Genomic DNA, 16539 nt, shown 5'->3' with positions numbered 1-16539 from the left:
CTCGTCGAGCATGATCGAGGGATGCTGCGCCTCACGACCGTCATCGGTCGCGCCCTCGGAGCCGGCTTCGCGACGCTCGCGGCCGTGCGTCGCCCGCATCCGATCCACCCGCACGGGGTGCTGCTGCGCGGCACCCTGCGGCGTACGGGCAGCGGGCTGCGCACCGGCATCCGCTGGATCGACGAGCCTGACCCGAAGCCGGTGACCGTGCTGGCTCGCGCCTCGCGCTCGGCCGGTGTGCCGCCGCCGCTGCCCGACGTCATCGGGCTCGCCGTGCGCTTCGAGACCGACGCCGGCACTGCCGATCTGGAGCTCGCCTCGACGGGCGCCGGCTGGCCGTCGCGCTTCTGCCTGCTCGTGCATCGCTCGCCATCGCGTGCGCACCTCAGCTCGATGCTGCCGTATCGGTCGCCGAGCGGGCCGGTGCTCATCGCGGCCCGCACCGTCACGCCCGACGACCTCCCGACGACTCCCGAGGCGCTCGCGGAGCGCCTCGGATCCGAGCCGTGGCGGCTGGTGCTGCTCGTCGCGCGCCCCCGCGGGCGGTGGCATCCGTTCGCCGAGCTCGAGCTGCAGCGCCAGCCGGGACCCCTCGACCCGCTGCTGCGCTTCGACGCCGGGCGGCATCCGCTGCCAGGCGCTCAGCACTACGCGTGGGTGCAGCGGCTGCGGCAGCCGTCGTACGACCGGGTGCAGCGCCGCAGCTGAGGCGGGTTCTCCACAGGCCGTGGATCGTTCGAACACACGTTCGATCCGCCGGGTAGAATCGGAGCCATCGAAGGCCGCCGGTGGGGGTGGCGCTGAGGGGGTTCCGATGGGGGAGCTGGTGCGGGGCAGGTCGCCGGATGCGGCGGCGCTGCGGGCGGCGCTCGATGGCGTGCAGGACGGGATCGAGGCGCTGCTGGCGGGCTTCGAGGGGCTCGGGGATGCGCAGCGCTGGGATGCGCTCGCGGCCGTGGGCGAGCTCGCGAAGTGCGCCGATGGTGCGGCGGTGCGGCTGGCGGGGCTGCTGGAGCAGGCGGCGCCGGCGCTGGACGCGCCGTCGCTGGCGCGCTCGTTCGGGTACCGGAGCACGCCGGACGCGCTGCGCCACGAGCTGGGCGTCACGGCCGGGCGGGCGAAGGCGATCGTGCGGGTGGCGCTGGCGGCGACGCCGCGCTGGTCGCCGTCGGGGCTGCCGTTCGAGCCGCGCTACCCGCACGTCGCCGCGGCGCTCGCCGCGGGGGCGATCGGCCTCGATCAGGCGCGGGTGATCGTCGAGCGGCTCGAGGAGGGCTACCTGCGGGTCGCCGACGACGACCTGCTCGCGGCCGAGGCGTCGCTGGTCGCCGACGCGACCGCGACCCGCCCCGCCGACGACGAGGCGCATGACGACGGCGAGGAGCGTCTGGATGAGCGGCGGGGCTATGACGACACGCCGCCGTCGCCGCCGGAGCTGCTGGCGACGGTCGCGCGGGCGTGGCTGCAGGCGTTCGACCCGGACGGGGCGGAGCCGCGCGAGGAGCAGCAGCTCGCGTCCCGGTCGTTCACGCTCAAGCAGAGCGCCGACGGCATGTTCCGCGGCCGGATCGTCCTGCCGCCCATCGACGGGGCGGCGGTGCACGCGGTGGTGGCCGCGTACCGGTCGCCGCGCACGAGGATCGACGTCGAGGGCGCCCGACCGGTCGACGACGACGACCGCACCGACGAGCAGCGCGCCGCGGACGTGCTCACCGGCCTGTTCGGCGCGCACGCCCGCTCCGGCGACGCGCCGCGGCCGGGGAAGGCGTCGCCGACGCTGCTGGTGGCGGTCACGCTCGCCGACCTCGCCGCGCACGCCGCCGGCCAGCCGGGGGTGTGCGAGATCGTCGAGACGGGCGAGATCGTGCCGGTGCAGCTGGCCGCCCGGATGACGTGCGACGCGTTCATCCAGCCCGCGCTGATCGACGACGACGGCCACGTCCTCAAGCTCGGCCGCCGCAAGCGGCTGTTCAACAGGGCGCAGCGGCTGGCGATCATCCTGCGCGACCAGCACTGCCTCGGTTGCGGCGCACCGGCGTCCTGGAACGACGTGCACCACGTGCGCACCTGGGCCGACGGCGGCGCCACCGACATCGACAACGGCGTGCTCGTCTGCTCCCGCTGCCACCACGAGGTCCACTGCGGCCGCCTGCAGCTCGAACGCGCCGGCACCCGCTGGCGCATCCGACGCGCCCTCTTGCCACCCGTCCGACGCCCCCGCGGCACCCGCCGCACGGACGCCACCGTCAGGATCGGCGCGCTGCAGCGCTGAACCGCGGGATGCGCCGCGGGTCCGATCAGATGCCGAAGAGCTGCTTGCCGAAGACGATGACGATGATGCCCGCGAGCGCGAGCAGCGTGCACAGCGACAGCAGCGCGATCGCCAGGGCGGTCGAGCCGGGGCGCCGGCTCTCGAGCGAGCGGATCGCGAGCCCGTAGACCAGCGGGATGCCTGCGCCGAGCAGCAGCCCGACGCCGAGCACCGAGACGATCGAGACGGCGAGCGCGCCGAGGTCGAAGCCCATCAGTTGTCCTCTCGCGGGGGCTTGGGTCGCTTCTTGCGCTTCCGCGGCTTCGACACGGGCGCGATGCCTGACGCGACAGCGCTGAGCTCCCGGTCGATCTCGCGCTTGCGCTCCGCCTTCGGCTGCTCCCACTCGTCGCCGACGTTGTGGTGGCCGACGTGGCTCGCGCGGGAGCGCAGCCACATGACGGCGCACGCGGCGATCAGCAGCGCCGTCACCACGATCGAGCCGCCGAGGTGCCCGAACAGGTTGGCGATGCCGAAGCAGACGGCGCCGACCGTTCCGGCGGCGGGCAGAGTGATGAGCCACGCGATGAGCATGCGGCGAGCGACCGACCAGCGCACCTTCGCGTCGGTGCGCGCCATGCCGGAGCCGATCACCGATCCCGACGCCACGTGGGTCGTCGACAGCGGCAGGCCGAGGTGGCTGGAGGTGAGGATGATGGATGCGCTCGAGAAGTCCGCCGACATGCCCTGCCGGGGCGAGATGTCGACGATGCCCTTGCCGAGCGTGCGGATGACGCGCCAGCCGCCCATGTACGTGCCGGCGGCGATCGCGACGGCGCAGACGACCCGAACCCACAGCGGCATCTCGGCCTCGGGATCGAGCGTCCCGTGCGCGACGAGGGCGAGGAAGATGACGCCCATCGTCTTCTGCGCGTCGTTCGTGCCATGGGCGAGCGACATGAGCGATGCGGCGCCGATCTGTCCCCAGCGGAAGTCGGTGCGCTCCCGGCGCTCGCTCAGGCTCGCCGTCACGCGCTGCACGAGCCAGGTGCCGCAGAACGCCACGAATCCCGCGATGACCGGCGCGAGGAGCGCGGGGATCAGGATCTTCTGCGTGACGCCGCCCCACAGCACACCCGTCACGCCGAGCGCGGCGATCGTCGCCCCGATGAGGCCACCGAAGAGCGCGTGGCTCGACGACGACGGCAGCCCGAACAGCCAGGTGAGCACGTTCCAGACGATGGCCCCGGTGAGCCCGCAGAGCACGATGAGCATGAGGCTCTCGCCGTCGACGCCCGTCAGGTCGACGATCCCGGAGCCCACGGTGCGCGCCACCTCGATCGAGAGGAACGCGCCGACGAGGTTGAGGATCGCCGAGAGCGCGACCGCCGGTTTCGGCTTGAGCGCGCCGGTGGCGACCGAGGGAGCCATCGCATTCGCGGTGTCGTGGAAGCCGTTCGTGAAGTCGAACGCGAGCGCGACGATCACGACGATCGCGAGGATGGCGGTCTCCTGCATCGCGCCAGTCTCCACTACGCGGGGCCAGCGTCCAAACGGCGCTCTAGCATCGAAGCATGACCTCGCCGCAGCCGCCGTCCTCGCAGCCGCCGGGCTGGTATCCCGACCCGTACTCGGCGACCGACGGCGTCGAGCGCTGGTGGAACGGCATCCAGTGGCTCGCCGAGACGCGTGACCCCGCCGCGCCGCCCGCGTGGGCCCCGTCCCAGGCGCAGGCTCCCGAGCGGACCGAGCCTGAGCTCGCGAGCTGGGGAGCGCGCGTCGCCGCCTACCTGCTCGACGTCATCCCGTTCGTCGTGCTCGTCATGCTCGTGCTCGGTACGTTCGGCTGGTTCGACCTCGTCGGGCGCGCCGCCGAGGGCGACGAGTCGGCGCTCACGGCGCTCGAGGCGATGAGCGCGCCCGGCAGCCCCGCGTCGATCGCGAGCGTGCTGGTCGGCGCGATCGCCTACTTCCTCTACAACGTCGGCTTCCACATGGCGAAGGGCCAGACCCCCGGCAAGATGCTCATGGGCATCCGCGTGCGGATGCGCGACGTCGATCGGCGGCCCGACGCCCGTGCCGCCGTGCTGCGCTGGGTGGTCCAGCAAGGCGGTCCGCAGCTGCTGAGCAGCATCGCGGGGCTGGGCTTCTTCGCCGGCGTCTTCAGCATCGTCGATCACCTCTGGCCGCTGTGGGACCCGCGCAAGCAGTCGCTGCACGACAAGGCGGCACGCACGATCGTCGTCCGCGCGCCCCGTCGTCAGCGCCTCAGCTGAGGCTCAGCCAGTAGAACGACTGCGTGCCGAACGTGAGCGAGAACCGCCCGTCCTCGGCGACGGTCGGGAAGGCGCCGCCGCCGAACAGGTCGTGCAGCCGCGCGCCGGCGAACTGCGGCGCGTCGATCGTCACGTGCACGGGGTTGTGGCTGAACGAGAACACGCACAGCACCCGCTCCGCGCGCGGCCCCGCGTAGCTGCCGTCGCCCTCGTAGGAGCGCACGAACGCCAGCACGGCGTCGTTGTCGCTGTCGAGCACCGTGATGTCGCCGAGCCCGAACACCGGGTGGGCGCGCCGCACGTGCAGCACCGATCGCATCCAGTGCAGCAGGCTCGACGCCTGCGCCATCTGCGACTCCACGTTGACGGCGGCGTAGTGGTAGACGAGCGACTGCACGACGGGCAGGAAGAGCTTGCCGGGGTCGGCGTCCGAGAAGCCCGCGTTGCGGTCGGGCGTCCACTGCATGGGCGTGCGGGATGCGTCGCGGTCGTCGAGCCAGATGTTGTCGCCCATGCCGATCTCGTCGCCGTAGTACAGGAAGGGCGAGCCGGGCAGCGACAGCAGCAGTGCATTGGCGAGCTCGAGCTCCGCACGGGAGTTGTCGAGCAGCGACGCGAGCCGACGACGCACGCCGATGTTGGAGCGCATCCGCGGGTCGTAGGCGTACCAGCCGTACATCGCCTGCCGGTACTCCTCGCTCACCATCTCGAGCGTGAGCTCGTCGTGGTTGCGCAGGAACACGCCCCACGCCGAGCCCGGCGGCACGTCGACCTGCTCGGCCAGGATGCGCTTGAGCTCGACGGCGCTCTGCGCGCGCAGGGAGTAGAAGATGCGCGGCATCGTCGGGAAGTCGAAGGCCATGTGGCACTCGGGCTCCTCGGCGGTGCCGAAGTAGGCGGCGGTCTCGGCCGGCCACTGGTTCGCCTCGGCGATCAGCACCCTGCCGGGGTACTCGTCGTCGACGAGCCGTCGCAGCTGCTTGAGGTACTCGTGCGTGGCGGGCTCCGACTCGCCGTTGCCGCCCTCCGACTCGTAGAGGTAGGGGATCGCGTCGAGCCGGATCGCATCGACGCCGAGGTCAAGCCAGAAGCGCAGCACGCCTTCGATCGCCGCGTGCACAGCCGGGTTCTCGAAGTTGAGGTCGGGCTGGTGCGAGAAGAAGCGGTGCCAGTAGAACTGCCGTCGCACGGCGTCGAAGGCCCAGTTCGACACCTCCGTGTCGACGAAGATGATGCGAGCGTTGGGATAGCCCTCGTCCGTGTCGCGCCACACGTAGAAGTCGCCGAACGGGCCGTCCGGATCCTGCCGCGACGCCAGGAACCACGGGTGCTGATCCGAGGTGTGGTTGATCGGGAGATCGATCATCACGCGCATGTTCCGCGCGTGCGCCTCGGCGACGACGTGGCGGAAGTCGTCGATCGTGCCGTACTCGGCCAGCACCCCCGTGAAGTCCGAGACGTCGTAGCCGCCGTCGCGCAGCGGCGAGCTGTAGAAGGGCGGCACCCAGATGGCGTCGACGCCGAGCCACTGCAGGTAGTCGAGCTTCGAGGTCAGCCCCTGGAGATCGCCGAACCCGTCGCCGTTCGAGTCGAAGAACGAGCGCACCATCACCTCGTAGAACACGCTCTTGCGGTGCCAGTCGCGATCGAGCGCGAGCCCTGGCACGTTCGCGCCGATGATCGGGATGGGCGAGGTGAAGCTGGAGGTGAAGCTCACGGCCGCTCCCGGTCGGGTGGTGCGGTGGACGAGCGGATGACGAGCACCGGCGCGTAGCTCGTGTGGCTCCGGTCGGGCTCGGTATCGGGCTGCCCGTGCGGATGGAGCGCGAGCGCCGACATGATCCACGCGATCACGTCCTCGCCGTGCTGGGCCGGGTCCTGCCGGATCGTGGTGAGGCCGAACGCGGCCGCCATCGGCACGTCGTCGACGCCCACGACGCTGAGCTCCTCGGGCACGCGGATGCCGAGCTGGTGCGCCGCGAGCAGCACGCCGAGCGCGACCTCATCCGTGCCGGCGACGATGCCGGTGGGGCGGTCCGCCCGCGCGAGGATGTCGCGCGCCGCGAGGTGCGCGCCCTCGAGCGTCGTCGGCACCGTCACGACCGGACGCTTCCGCAGGTCGTGCCTGGCAGAGACCCGCTCGAACGCGCGCCTGCGCCGGTCCGACGATGACGCGTCGTACGGCTGCACCTCGGTCTCGCTCGAGATGTGCAGCAGATCGCGATGGCCGAGCCGCACGAGGTGCTCGGCCGCCTGCTCGCCCGCGGCGTCGTCGTCGAGGCAGAACGAGCGCGAGTGCGGCGTCGGCTCGCCCACCGTCGCGACCGGGATGCCGAGCTCCGCGAGCCTCGACAGGTCGCCGCCCACGAGGCTCCAGGTGATGGTGACGAGCCCGTCGACCTCCCCGCGGCTCATGAACCGCTCGAACTTCTCATGGCCGCCGCGCCCGAACGCCCCGAGGTCGTACAGCAGTACATCGTGCTCGTGCGCATCGGCAGCGTGCGCGATGCCGTGCAGCACCGAGCCGAAGTACCAGCGGTCGACGGATGGGGTGAGCACGCCGATCGTGCGGGTCAGGCCCGTCGCGAGGCGTCGCGCGGCGCCTGAGGCGCGGAAGCCGAGATCGCCCGCGGTGCGCTGCACCCTGGCCCTCGTGGCGGGGGAGACACCGTCCGCGCCGGAGAGGGCTCGCGAGGCGGTCGCCTTCGAGACACCGGCGGCGCGCGCGACGTCGTCGAGCCTGGGCATCGCGCCTCCTTGCGCCTCGGCGGGCTTCGACGCCCGGCCATCGATGGAACCGGTTCCGACACTAGCGCCCCGACCGACGGGCGGACCAAGGGTCGCCGCGGTGATCGTGATCGAATCGAAACATTGTCATGTGGGTGGGACCCACGCGCGGTGCGCTAGGTTCGCTCGCAGTGGAACCGGTTCCGGCTCCCAGCACGACGCCGTGCTCCGTCGCGGCTCGTGTCCCCAGGCACTGAGCGTACGAAGGAGTTCACGTGAAGCACGCACGCAGGATCGCGGTGCCGCTCGGCATCGCCGGCGTCACCGCACTCGCCCTCACGGGCTGCGTCGGCGGCGGCAGCACCGCCGATCCGTCCGCCGCACCCGGCGCTTCCGGCGCCGCCTCCGCGGCCGAGGGCTGCGAGGCCTACGCCGACTACGGCACCTTCGAGGGCGCTGAGGTCAACGTCTACGGCACCATCCTCAACGAGGAGCAAGAGCGCCTCAACGAGTCGTGGCTCGAGTTCGAGGACTGCACCGGCATCGACGTCGTCTACGAGGGCTCCGCGGAGTTCGAGGCGCAGATCAACGTGCGCATCCAGGGCGGCAACCCGCCCGACCTCGCGTTCTTCCCGCAGCCGGGCCTGCTCGCGTCGGTGGTCGGCACGGGCGCCGTGCTCGAGGCTCCCGAGTCCGTGGCAGCGAACGCGCAGGAGTACTGGAACGAGACGTTCCAGGGGTTCGGCACCGTGGACGGCACGTTCTACGGCGCCCCCCTCATGTCGTCCGTCAAGGGCTTCGTCTGGTACTCGCCGACGGTCTTCGAGGAGAACGGCTGGGAGATCCCAACCACCCTCGACGAGCTCGACGAGCTGACCGCCACCATCGCCGAGTCGGACGTCACCCCGTGGTGCGTCGGCTTCGGCTCGGGTGAGGCGACCGGCTGGCCCGGCACCGACTGGCTCGAGGACTACGTCCTGCGCCTGCACGGCCCGGAGGTCTACGAGCAGTGGGTCGCGCACGAGATCCCGTTCGACGACCCGCGCATCGTCGAGGCGCTCGACCGGGTCGGCGACCTCATCAAGAACCCGGACTACGTCAACGGCGGCATCGGCGACGTGTCGACGATCGCGACGACGGACTTCGGCGAGGCGGGTCTGCCCGTGCTCGACGGCGAGTGCGCCATGCACCACCAGGCGTCCTTCTACGAGGGCTTCTGGAGCGATGACAACTCGGTCGCGGTGGCCGAGGACGGCGACGTCTGGGCCTTCATCCTGCCCGGCACCGAGCCGGACGCAGCCGCAGTGACCGGCGGCGCCGAGATCGTGGCGGCGTTCAACGACTCCGAGGAGGTCGTCGCGACGCAGACCTACCTGTCGAGCCCCGAGTGGGCCAACAGCCGCGTCTCCCTCGGCGGCGTGCTCTCGGCGAACTCCGAGCTCGACCCGGCGAACGCCTCGAGCGACCTGCTCCGTCAGGCGTACGACATCCTGCAGGACCCGAACACCACGTTCCGGTTCGACGGATCCGACTCCATGCCTGGCGCGGTGGGCTCGGGCACGCTGTGGACGGGCATGGTCGACTGGATCTCCGGTGCCGACTCGCAGTCCGTGCTGTCCGCGGTCGAGCAGAGCTGGCCGCAGTAGTTGGATGACGCGGGTGCGGGGGCCGCTCGCGGCCCCCGCACCCGCATACCCGCCACGCTCGGCGAACGGATGAGGTGACGCATGGACGCGATTGATGTCTTGGGCAAGGTGCTGCAGGTCGTCGTCGGATTGGCCGCTTTCGGGGTCGTGATGGCCCTGCTGCTGGCCTTCCTCGACCGACCGGAGGACAAGCCGCGGCTGACCAGCTGGCGCGAGGCGATCCGATTGGGCCTGCGGCCCCGCGTGATCCTCATCGCGGCCTTCGTCCTCATCGCCGTGCTGGCACGGGTGCTCTACGGCACGGTCTCCTGGATGACGGAGGGCCTGACCAACGCCGCCATCATCCTCGGCGTGGCCGGTGTCGTCGGCGTCGTCCTGCAGTGGCTGCTGGATCGGCTGGTGCTGCAGCGCGCACGGCCCGCCGTGCGAAGCGCGGTCATGCGCATCATCGGCGCGGTGCTCACCGCCGCGGTCGTGCTCATCGCGCAGGCGTCACCGAGCATCCCCGCGCTCGAGTGGGTCACGCCCGCCCTCGTGCTCGCATCGACCATCGTCGGGTGGCCGCTCGTCGGCGCACTCCTCGTGACCGCCGCGATCGCGTTCCTCCCGGACCGCATCCGCCGCAGTGCACGGCTCGTCGCGTGGCTCGTCGCAGCGGCGGCCGTCGTGGTGATCTCCCTGGTCACCGAATCGGTGGAGGGGCAGCAAGTCGCCGTCTGGCCGTGGGCCGCGGCAGCGGGGCTCAGCATCATCGGGCTGCTCGGCTACTTCGCCGATGAGCACGACGACTCGAAGCCCATGCTCGTCTTCCTCATGCCGGCGGCGCTGCTGCTCTCGATCGGCCTCGTCTACCCGGCGATCCGCACGACCCTCCTGGCCTTCACCGACAAGACCGGCTCCTTCAACGGCGTCGACAACTTCGTGTGGATGTTCACGCAGCCAGAGGCGCTCATCACGCTCGCCAACACGGTCGTGTGGGTGATCCTCGTACCGCTGGTGTCGACCGCGATCGGCCTCGCGTACGCCGTCTTCATCGACAAGAGCCGCGGCGAGCGCATCTACAAGGCGCTGCTGTTCATGCCGTTCGCGCTCTCGATGGTGGGCGCGAGCATCATCTGGAAGTTCATGTACACCTACCGCGGCGCCGAGCAGGACCAGATCGGCCTGATCAACCAGATCATCGTCTGGTTCGGCGGGGAGCCGCAGCAGATCCTGCAGAACAGCCCGTGGAACACGCTCGCGCTCATCGTCGTCATGATCTGGATCCAGACCGGATTTGCGATGGTGGTGCTCTCCGCCGCGATCAAGGGCGTGCCGACGGAGCAGCTCGAGGCGGCAGAGATCGACGGGGCCAACCCGTGGCAGCGCTTCACCAACGTCACCGTGCCCGGCATCCGCACCTCGCTCGTGGTGGTCATCACGACCATCTCGATCGCCACCCTCAAGGTCTTCGACATCGTCCGCACCATGACGGCGGGCAACTTCAACACGTCCGTCGTGGCCAACGAGATGTACACGCAGGCGTTCCGCTCGGGCGAGCCCGGGCGAGGCGCGGCGCTCGCGCTCATCCTGTTCATCATGGTGATGCCGATCGTCATCTACAACGTCCGCGTCCTGAACCAGCAGAAGGCGATCCGATGAGCTCTGTGGCATTCACCCCGAACCCCGAGGTCACCCCCGACCGGGTCGCGCCGGCCGTGCAGACGCGAGCCGATCGCGTGAAGCGCCGTCTCACGAGCCCGTGGGCGACGATCGCAGCCCTCCTCATCGCGGTCCTGTGGACGATCCCGACCTTCGGCCTGTTCCTGTCGTCGTTCCGTCCCGCCGACCAGATCCGGACGAGCGGCTGGTGGACCTTCTTCTCCGACCCGCAGCTCACGCTCGACAACTACACCGAAGTGCTCTTCTCCGAGTCGAGCTCGTCTCCGGGGCTCGGCGAGTACTTCATCAACTCGCTCGCGATCGCGATCCCCGGCACGCTCATCCCGCTGGTGCTCGCGTGCCTCGCGGCGTACGCGTTCGCGTGGGTGAAGTTCAAGGGCGCGTCGACCCTCTTCGTGATCGTGTTCGCGCTCCAGATCGTGCCGCTGCAGATGGCGCTCATCCCGCTCCTGCAGCTCTTCGTCACGTTCCTGCAGCCGTTCCAGGACGCGCTGCACGAGGCGGTGCCGTTCATCAGCGACCGGCAGTTCCTGCCCGTCTGGATCGCACACGCGATCTTCGGGCTGCCGCTCGCGATCTTCCTGCTCTACAACTTCATCGCAGCGATCCCCGGTGACGTCGTCGAGGCGGCGCGCGTCGACGGCGCGGGCCACGGCCAGATCTTCTTCCGCATCATCCTGCCGCTCGCGACGCCGGCCATCGCGTCGTTCGCGATCTTCCAGTTCCTCTGGGTGTGGAACGACCTGCTGGTAGCGCTCGTGTTCTCCTCCGGCACGCCGGATACCGCGCCCATCATGCAGCGATTGGCGGAGCTCTCGGGGTCGCGAGGCGAGAACTGGGAGCGGCTCACGGCGGGCGCGTTCATCTCGCTCATCGTGCCGCTGATCGTGTTCTTCGGCCTGCAGCGCTACTTCGTCCGAGGTCTGCTGGCCGGGTCTGCGAAGGGCTGAGCCCCCAGCACTCAGGGTCGAACAGCAAGAGGGAGGGGCGCCGCCCCTCCCTCTTGCTGTTCCGAAATCGTTCGCCTTGGCGTCGCCACGGACCCGTGGCTCTTCGACGTCTACTCGTCCACCGGCTCCACGAGCCGCAGCTGCGCCCGCTGCCGTGGCATCGTCGCGCTCGTCCCCGAGATGGCTGCTTTGACGATCCGCACCGGCTCGCGGACACCGATCGGCTCGACAGCCGCCAGGTGACGCTCGGCTCGCTCGACGTGTGCGCTCCGCGGCCGGATGTCGAGCGCGCGGTGCGCGACGACGGCGCTCGCGGCGCTCGCCGCGTGCGGGCTGCAGGCTCCGGGGAGCGGGATGGGCGCTGCGACGTCCTCGATGCCGTAGCCCGCGTACGCGGCCGGCAACCGCCCGTCGAACGCCTCGGCCGCGGCGAGCAGCTGCTCGGCGAGCGATCGGGCCTCGTCCTCGTAGCCCGCGCGGAGCAGGCCCTCGATCGCGACGGCCGTCTCGTGCGGATGGATGGCACCGCCGCGGTCGAGCATCGGCCAGTAGCAGGCGTCGTCGGCCGCGAGGGAGCGGAGCCCGAAGCCCGAGGCGATCCGCTCGTCGAGCAGCAGCTCGACGACGAGCGCCTCCTCCTCCTCGTCGAGGATCCTGGTGCCGAGCAGGTGCGCGAGGTCGGCGCCGATCCGGTCGAGCGGTGCGCCGTGGCGGTCGAGCGCCGTGCCGGGCTGCCGCGATGCGCCCTCGCCGCTCCAGAAGGCGGCGCGGAAGCGGGTGCGCAGTCGAGCTGCCCACGCGCGCCACTCGTCGCCGTCGTCGCCGAGCGCGTCCAGCAGGTCCGCGGCTCCGACGGCGGCCCGGCACGCGGTCGCCTGCACCGCGGCGCTCACGTCGCCCGCGTCGGGGTCGACGAGGAATCCGTCACCGGTGTGCTCGGCCAGCCAGCCGAGCGCCGCGTGCAGCGCCATGCGCAGCTCCCGAGCGGTCTCCGTCGGCATGCCAGCGACCCACGTGTCGTGCAGCAGCACGATCCAGAGCGGCGTGGCGTCGATGGATGCGTGGAAGAAGGCGGCCGGCGCCTCCCCGTCTTGGCGGAGCTCGTGCGGGATGCGCCCGGGCTCCTCGCCCGTGACGGGGTCGTGGAGCACTCCCTGCCGGGTCGCGAGGGTGCGGAGCGTGCCCTCGGCGATCGCTGCGCCGAGCGGCAGCGTGAGCCGTGCGGCGACGAGCGCCTCGCGAGCGAGCAGCGACATCTGCCACGGAGCCGCCGCGGCGGGGAAGGGTCCATGCCCCACGTCGAGCGAGAGGGCCTCGAGATCGGCGACCGCGCGCACGGCCCACCGGTCGAGCGCGGGCCGACCGGTGGTGCGGAGCTCGGGGAAGGATGCGGTGAGCGGGCTGTGCGCAGCCAGTTGTGGGTCGTCGATCTCGACGTCGAGCGCGAGCGTCGCCCAGTCGCCCGGCGGCACCACGACGCTGCGGGACGCGATGACGCGATGCCCGTCGATGTCGATCGCGCCGCGCGTGGTCGAGCAGCGCAGCGTCCTGTGACCGTCGGTCGCGACCGCCGCGCCGTCCTGGATGCGCACCTCGATCGGCATCGCCGCGGGGCGTCCGGCGCGGACCGACGCGATGGGCGCGAGCTCGAGCTCGATTCGCAGCTCGATGGTGGCGGTGATCTCGACGTCGCGGCCGTTGACGATCGTCACGCGCTCGACGAGCTCGCCCGGCTCGACACCGCGCATCCGCTCGACCAGCACGCGCGGCGCGGTCGCGTCGCCGTCGAGGCCGCGGGCGACGCCGCGCAGCACCGTCCAGCCGCGCTCCTCGGCGGTCGCGAGGTGCTCGACGGGCTGGCCGTCGACGAGCAGCTCGAGGCCTCGGATCCAGCGCCACTCGCCGTGGAAGAGGCCGTCGGCCGGGCCTCGCATCGTGCCGTCGCGGTGCGACCACGCCTGAGTCGGCGCCGACAGCGCGACGAGCTCTTCGTGGAGGAGCAGTGGCGGCCTGCCGCCCTGCGCCTCGAGCTCCTGCTGCATGAGGGTTCCTAACGTCGCCGGAGTGCGGCAGTCGTCACGCTAGCCCGGGGGACGAACGGCGGTGCCCAAGGCGTCCTCAGTCTTGGCGCACGACAGCCTCAACCCGGCAGGAGCCGCCGCGGCGCTCGAGGGGCGCCCCGATACGGGCGGTCAGGGCGTGGGTGTACGGGCGTCGTACGCGAGGAAGGAGCGCTGGACGCGCGTCACGACCGCGATGAGCACGATGATGAGGAAGCCGCCGATGAGCGGTGGGCACCACAGCGCGACGAGGCTCGCGGCGGCACCGGCGTAGAGGTCGCCGATGCGCGGACCGCCGGCGACCACGACCGTGAACAGGCCCTGCGTGCGCCCGCGCATCTCGTCGGGCGCCGCCGTCAGCATCATCGTCGAGCGGAAGATCGCGCTGATCTCGTCGCTCGCACCCATCCCCGCGAGTGCCAGCGCGGCGACCGCGAGCGCCGGCCACGCGACCTGCGTCCACTCTGTGCCGACCGGGCCGCCCCAACCGAGCGCCATCGCGAGCAGCACGGCGCCGAAGAGCGCGACGAAGCCGCCGTAGATCGAGATCGCGCGCGCCACCGCCAGGCCGTGCCGGTGCACGTGGGCGACCGGCCCCGAGAAGAGGCTCGCGAGCAGCGTGCCGACGGCCGCCGCGGCGGTCAGTACCCCGACCGTGATGGGCCCGCCGCCGATCGCGATCGCGCCGACCGCCGGCAGCAGCGCGAACGGCCGCCCGAACGACATCGCGATGATGTCGACCAGGAACGACATGCGGATGTTCGGCGCCTGCCGCAGGAAGCGCCAGCCGTCGCGCAGCGACTCGAGGCCGGGCTTCGCGACGACCCCGAGCGGCGGCAGTCGCGGGAGCCCCAGGATGCCGACGAAGCCGGCCGTGAAGAGCACGGCATCGATCGCGAAGGTGATCGGCAGGCCGACGGCGGCGACGAGCACGCCCGCGAGCGCCGGCCCGAGCGTCAGCATGATGCCGATCGCGATGCCGTTGAGCGCGGTCGCACGAGAGATGAGGTGGGCGGGCAGGATCCGCGGGGTGACGGCGGAGCGCGTCGCGCCCGACACGGTGGCCGCGACGGTGTTGACGGTCGTGAGCACGTAGAACGGCCATACCTCGGCGCGCTGGCCGTCGGCGATGAGCGCTGCGTCCCAGCTCGAGAGCGCCACGAGCCCGAGCACCGCGACCCAGCCGGTGAGGCTCGAGACGATCAGCACCCGGCGGCGGTCGAAGGCGTCGGCGATCATGCCGCCCCACAGCCCGGCGATCACCATCGGCAGGAGCGCGATGCCGCCCACGAGGGCCACGGCCATCGTGCTGGCGGTCATGTCGAAGATCTGCAGGCCGACCGCCACGATCGTCATCTGCGCGCCGATGCCGCTGATGGCGTTGCCGATCCAGAGCCGCGCGAAGACGGGGGATGCCTTGAGCGGCGCGAGGTCGACGAGCCTGCGGCGCTTCACGGGGGCGGGTGCACCGCCCGACTCGAGCGGGTCGGTCTCGACGCCCGCGGGCGGCAGGATCGCGTGATCGCCTGTGGAGGTGCTCTCGGTCACCGGGCGTCAGGCGACGTCGTCGATGCCGTACAGCGCGTCGATCGCCGACAGGAAGTCGTCGTGGCGCCCCTCCGCGGCGAGCTCCCGCGCACGCACGGTGGGCTTGTGCAGCAGCACGCCGGCGAAGTGGCGCAGCGCCTGCTCGGCTGCGCGCCGCTCCTCCTCGCTGCCGCGCTTCGCGATGCGGGCGAGCTCCGCCTCCATCGCGTCCTCGACGTGCTGGCGCAGTGCCGCGATCGCGGGGCCGATGCGCCGCTCCTCGGTGCCGCGCTCGAAGCGGCGCGCTGCCTTGCGCACGAGGTCGCGCGCATCGGCCGCTGCAGTCAGGTGCTCGAGCGGCGCGTGCAGGCGGATGGTCTCGAGGTCGAGCACCTCGACGCCGTGCACGGTGGCCACGTCGGGATCGACGTTGCGCGGCATGCCCATGTCGATGACGAGCTGCGCACGGCGACCGTGCTGCACGGGGCAGCCGGCCTTCGCGTCGTCGCCGGAGTGCATCGGGCATCCCGCCGGTCCCTCGCCGAGCGCGACGGGGCAGGTGGCGGGGTCGTGCGCGGAGCCGGGGAAGTCGTGCGTCGCGAGCCGCGCGCGACCGGCGTGCAGGAGCGCGGCGTCGACGACGTGGTGATCGGCGCTCGTGCAGGTGACGATGACGTCGGCGGATGCGGCGGCGAGCGCGGCGTCGCGCGCGTCGACGTAGCCGATGGCGTGGCTGCGCGCGAAGCCCTCGCCCCGGTCCGAGGGGCTCCAGACCTCGATGTGCTTCGCACCGCGGCGCCGCAGCTCGGCGAGCGAGACGCCCGCGAAGCGGCCGGTGCCGACGAGCAGCACGCGGGCGTCGGCGAAGTCGACGCGCGCGCTCGCGAGGTCGAGTGCGAGGCGGACGATCGACCGGCCGGCCTCGCCGAGGCCCGTGCGGTTCTTGATGCCGCGCTGCGTCTCGGAGGCGCGCTGGAAGAGGCGCTCGAGGTGCGGCGACGTCGTGCCCGCCGCCTGCGCCGACTGCAGCGCGCGACGCACCTGTCCGGCGATCTCGCCCTCGCCGACGACGACCGACTCGAGGCCAGCGGCGACGGCGAAGAGGTGCTCGGCCGCCTCGACGTCGGCGAGCGGCGCGAGCGTCTCGGGCTGGTGGAGGCCGAGCGCGTCGGCGGCCGCGGCCTGCGCGATCGCGGCGGCGGCATCCGCTTCGGCATCGACGTCGAGGTAGACCTCGAAGCGGTTGCACGTCGACACGACGACCGCGCCGTCGACGGCGGGGTGCGCCGCGAACGAGCTGGGCAGCTGGGAGGCGTCAGCCGTCGACAATGCCTCGAGGGCAGTGAAGTCGGCGTTCTTGTGACTCGCCGTCAGGCAGATGAGCACCAGACCATCCTACCGCGTACCCCGACCGTGCGCCGCCTCCGGGGATGGTGGGAT

General features: G+C 71.7%; 13 protein-coding genes. 6 read left to right on the top strand and 7 right to left on the bottom strand.

The genetic code is table 11. From position 1 onward, the window contains the following. Positions 1 to 21: 21 nt before the first annotated feature. Together ACLQ21_RS04805 and ACLQ21_RS04800 are read left to right on the top strand one after the other, a co-directional pair. Complete coding sequence (locus ACLQ21_RS04805; RefSeq protein ID WP_425662012.1) at positions 22 to 708, top strand: hypothetical protein; 687 nt, start codon at positions 22 to 24, stop codon at positions 706 to 708. A 106-nt stretch (positions 709 to 814) separates the two neighbouring features. Next, entirely contained in the window at positions 815 to 2272 is a 1458-nt protein-coding gene (locus tag ACLQ21_RS04800; protein WP_425662010.1) for a DUF222 domain-containing protein, read from the top strand. Between the two features lie 25 nt (positions 2273 to 2297). Here the strand turns inward: ACLQ21_RS04800 and ACLQ21_RS04795 are convergent, their stop codons facing one another. After that, entirely contained in the window at positions 2298 to 2525 is a 228-nt protein-coding gene (locus tag ACLQ21_RS04795) for a hypothetical protein (protein ID WP_425662009.1), read from the bottom strand. Next, positions 2525 to 3769 (bottom strand): anion permease, encoded by a 1245-nt coding sequence (locus ACLQ21_RS04790; protein WP_425662007.1) that lies wholly within the window; start codon positions 3767 to 3769, stop codon positions 2525 to 2527. The genes ACLQ21_RS04795 and ACLQ21_RS04790 overlap by 1 nt, the downstream gene beginning before the upstream one ends. Positions 3770 to 3825: 56 nt before the next feature. On the opposite strand from ACLQ21_RS04790, the gene ACLQ21_RS04785 reads away from it, so the two are divergent. After that, entirely contained in the window at positions 3826 to 4527 is a 702-nt protein-coding gene (locus ACLQ21_RS04785) for an RDD family protein (protein WP_425662005.1), read from the top strand. Here ACLQ21_RS04785 and treS read toward each other — a convergent pair. Both treS and ACLQ21_RS04775 read right to left on the bottom strand, forming a co-directional pair. Further along, positions 4520 to 6244 carry a maltose alpha-D-glucosyltransferase gene (treS, locus tag ACLQ21_RS04780; protein ID WP_425662003.1) on the bottom strand — a complete coding sequence of 575 codons (1725 nt, stop codon included), beginning with the start codon at positions 6242 to 6244 and terminating at the stop codon, positions 4520 to 4522. The genes ACLQ21_RS04785 and treS overlap by 8 nt on opposite strands. Further along, on the bottom strand, positions 6241 to 7275 hold the full coding sequence (locus ACLQ21_RS04775; RefSeq protein ID WP_425662001.1) for a LacI family DNA-binding transcriptional regulator: 1035 nt from the start codon (positions 7273 to 7275) through the stop codon (positions 6241 to 6243). Before ACLQ21_RS04775 ends, treS begins: the two co-directional genes overlap by 4 nt. 254 nt (positions 7276 to 7529) lie before the next feature. Between ACLQ21_RS04775 and ACLQ21_RS04770 the strand changes: the two genes are divergently transcribed. From ACLQ21_RS04770 to ACLQ21_RS04760, 3 genes are all read left to right on the top strand, one after another. Next, a complete protein-coding gene (locus tag ACLQ21_RS04770) occupies positions 7530 to 8900 on the top strand; it encodes an ABC transporter substrate-binding protein (RefSeq protein WP_425661999.1) in 1371 nt (456 codons plus the stop codon). Positions 8901 to 9647: 747 nt separating this feature from the next. Next, entirely contained in the window at positions 9648 to 10541 is an 894-nt protein-coding gene (locus tag ACLQ21_RS04765) for a carbohydrate ABC transporter permease (RefSeq protein WP_425662410.1), read from the top strand. Continuing rightward, positions 10538 to 11512 carry a carbohydrate ABC transporter permease gene (locus ACLQ21_RS04760; RefSeq protein ID WP_425661997.1) on the top strand — a complete coding sequence of 325 codons (975 nt, stop codon included), beginning with the start codon at positions 10538 to 10540 and terminating at the stop codon, positions 11510 to 11512. Before ACLQ21_RS04765 ends, ACLQ21_RS04760 begins: the two co-directional genes overlap by 4 nt. Positions 11513 to 11622: 110 nt before the next feature. Here ACLQ21_RS04760 and ACLQ21_RS04755 read toward each other — a convergent pair whose 3' ends face one another. The 3 genes from ACLQ21_RS04755 to ACLQ21_RS04745 form a co-directional block, all read right to left on the bottom strand. Continuing rightward, positions 11623 to 13554, bottom strand: coding sequence for a glycogen debranching N-terminal domain-containing protein (locus ACLQ21_RS04755; protein WP_425661995.1), 1932 nt, complete (start codon positions 13552 to 13554; stop codon positions 11623 to 11625). Positions 13555 to 13704: 150 nt separating this feature from the next. After that, positions 13705 to 15120: an MFS transporter gene (locus ACLQ21_RS04750; RefSeq protein WP_425661993.1), complete on the bottom strand. Its 1416-nt coding sequence runs from the start codon at positions 15118 to 15120 to the stop codon at positions 13705 to 13707. Positions 15121 to 15126: 6 nt separating this feature from the next. After that, positions 15127 to 16485, bottom strand: coding sequence for a glutamyl-tRNA reductase (locus ACLQ21_RS04745; RefSeq protein ID WP_425661991.1), 1359 nt, complete (start codon positions 16483 to 16485; stop codon positions 15127 to 15129). Positions 16486 to 16539: the final 54 nt, after the last annotated feature.

Origin of the sequence: Agrococcus sp. DT81.2 (assembly GCF_049844935.1) — a bacterium.
GTDB lineage: Bacteria > Actinomycetota > Actinomycetes > Actinomycetales > Microbacteriaceae > Agrococcus.
This window is presented reverse-complemented; position numbering and strand designations above follow the sequence as displayed.

Bases quoted from the DNA above. Each gene is read 5' to 3' on its own strand.
- ACLQ21_RS04790 (WP_425662007.1), bottom strand. From the start codon at position 3,769: ATGCAGGAGACCGCCATCCTCGCGATCGTCGTGATCGTCGCGCTCGCG.
- ACLQ21_RS04755 (WP_425661995.1), bottom strand. From the start codon at position 13,554: ATGCAGCAGGAGCTCGAGGCGCAGGGCGGCAGGCCGCCACTGCTCCTC.
- ACLQ21_RS04775 (WP_425662001.1), bottom strand. From the start codon at position 7,275: ATGCCCAGGCTCGACGACGTCGCGCGCGCCGCCGGTGTCTCGAAGGCG.
- ACLQ21_RS04795 (WP_425662009.1), bottom strand. From the start codon at position 2,525: ATGGGCTTCGACCTCGGCGCGCTCGCCGTCTCGATCGTCTCGGTGCTC.
- ACLQ21_RS04805 (WP_425662012.1), top strand. From the start codon at position 22: ATGCTGCGCCTCACGACCGTCATCGGTCGCGCCCTCGGAGCCGGCTTC.
- ACLQ21_RS04760 (WP_425661997.1), top strand. From the start codon at position 10,538: ATGAGCTCTGTGGCATTCACCCCGAACCCCGAGGTCACCCCCGACCGG.
- ACLQ21_RS04800 (WP_425662010.1), top strand. From the start codon at position 815: ATGGGGGAGCTGGTGCGGGGCAGGTCGCCGGATGCGGCGGCGCTGCGG.
- ACLQ21_RS04785 (WP_425662005.1), top strand. From the start codon at position 3,826: ATGACCTCGCCGCAGCCGCCGTCCTCGCAGCCGCCGGGCTGGTATCCC.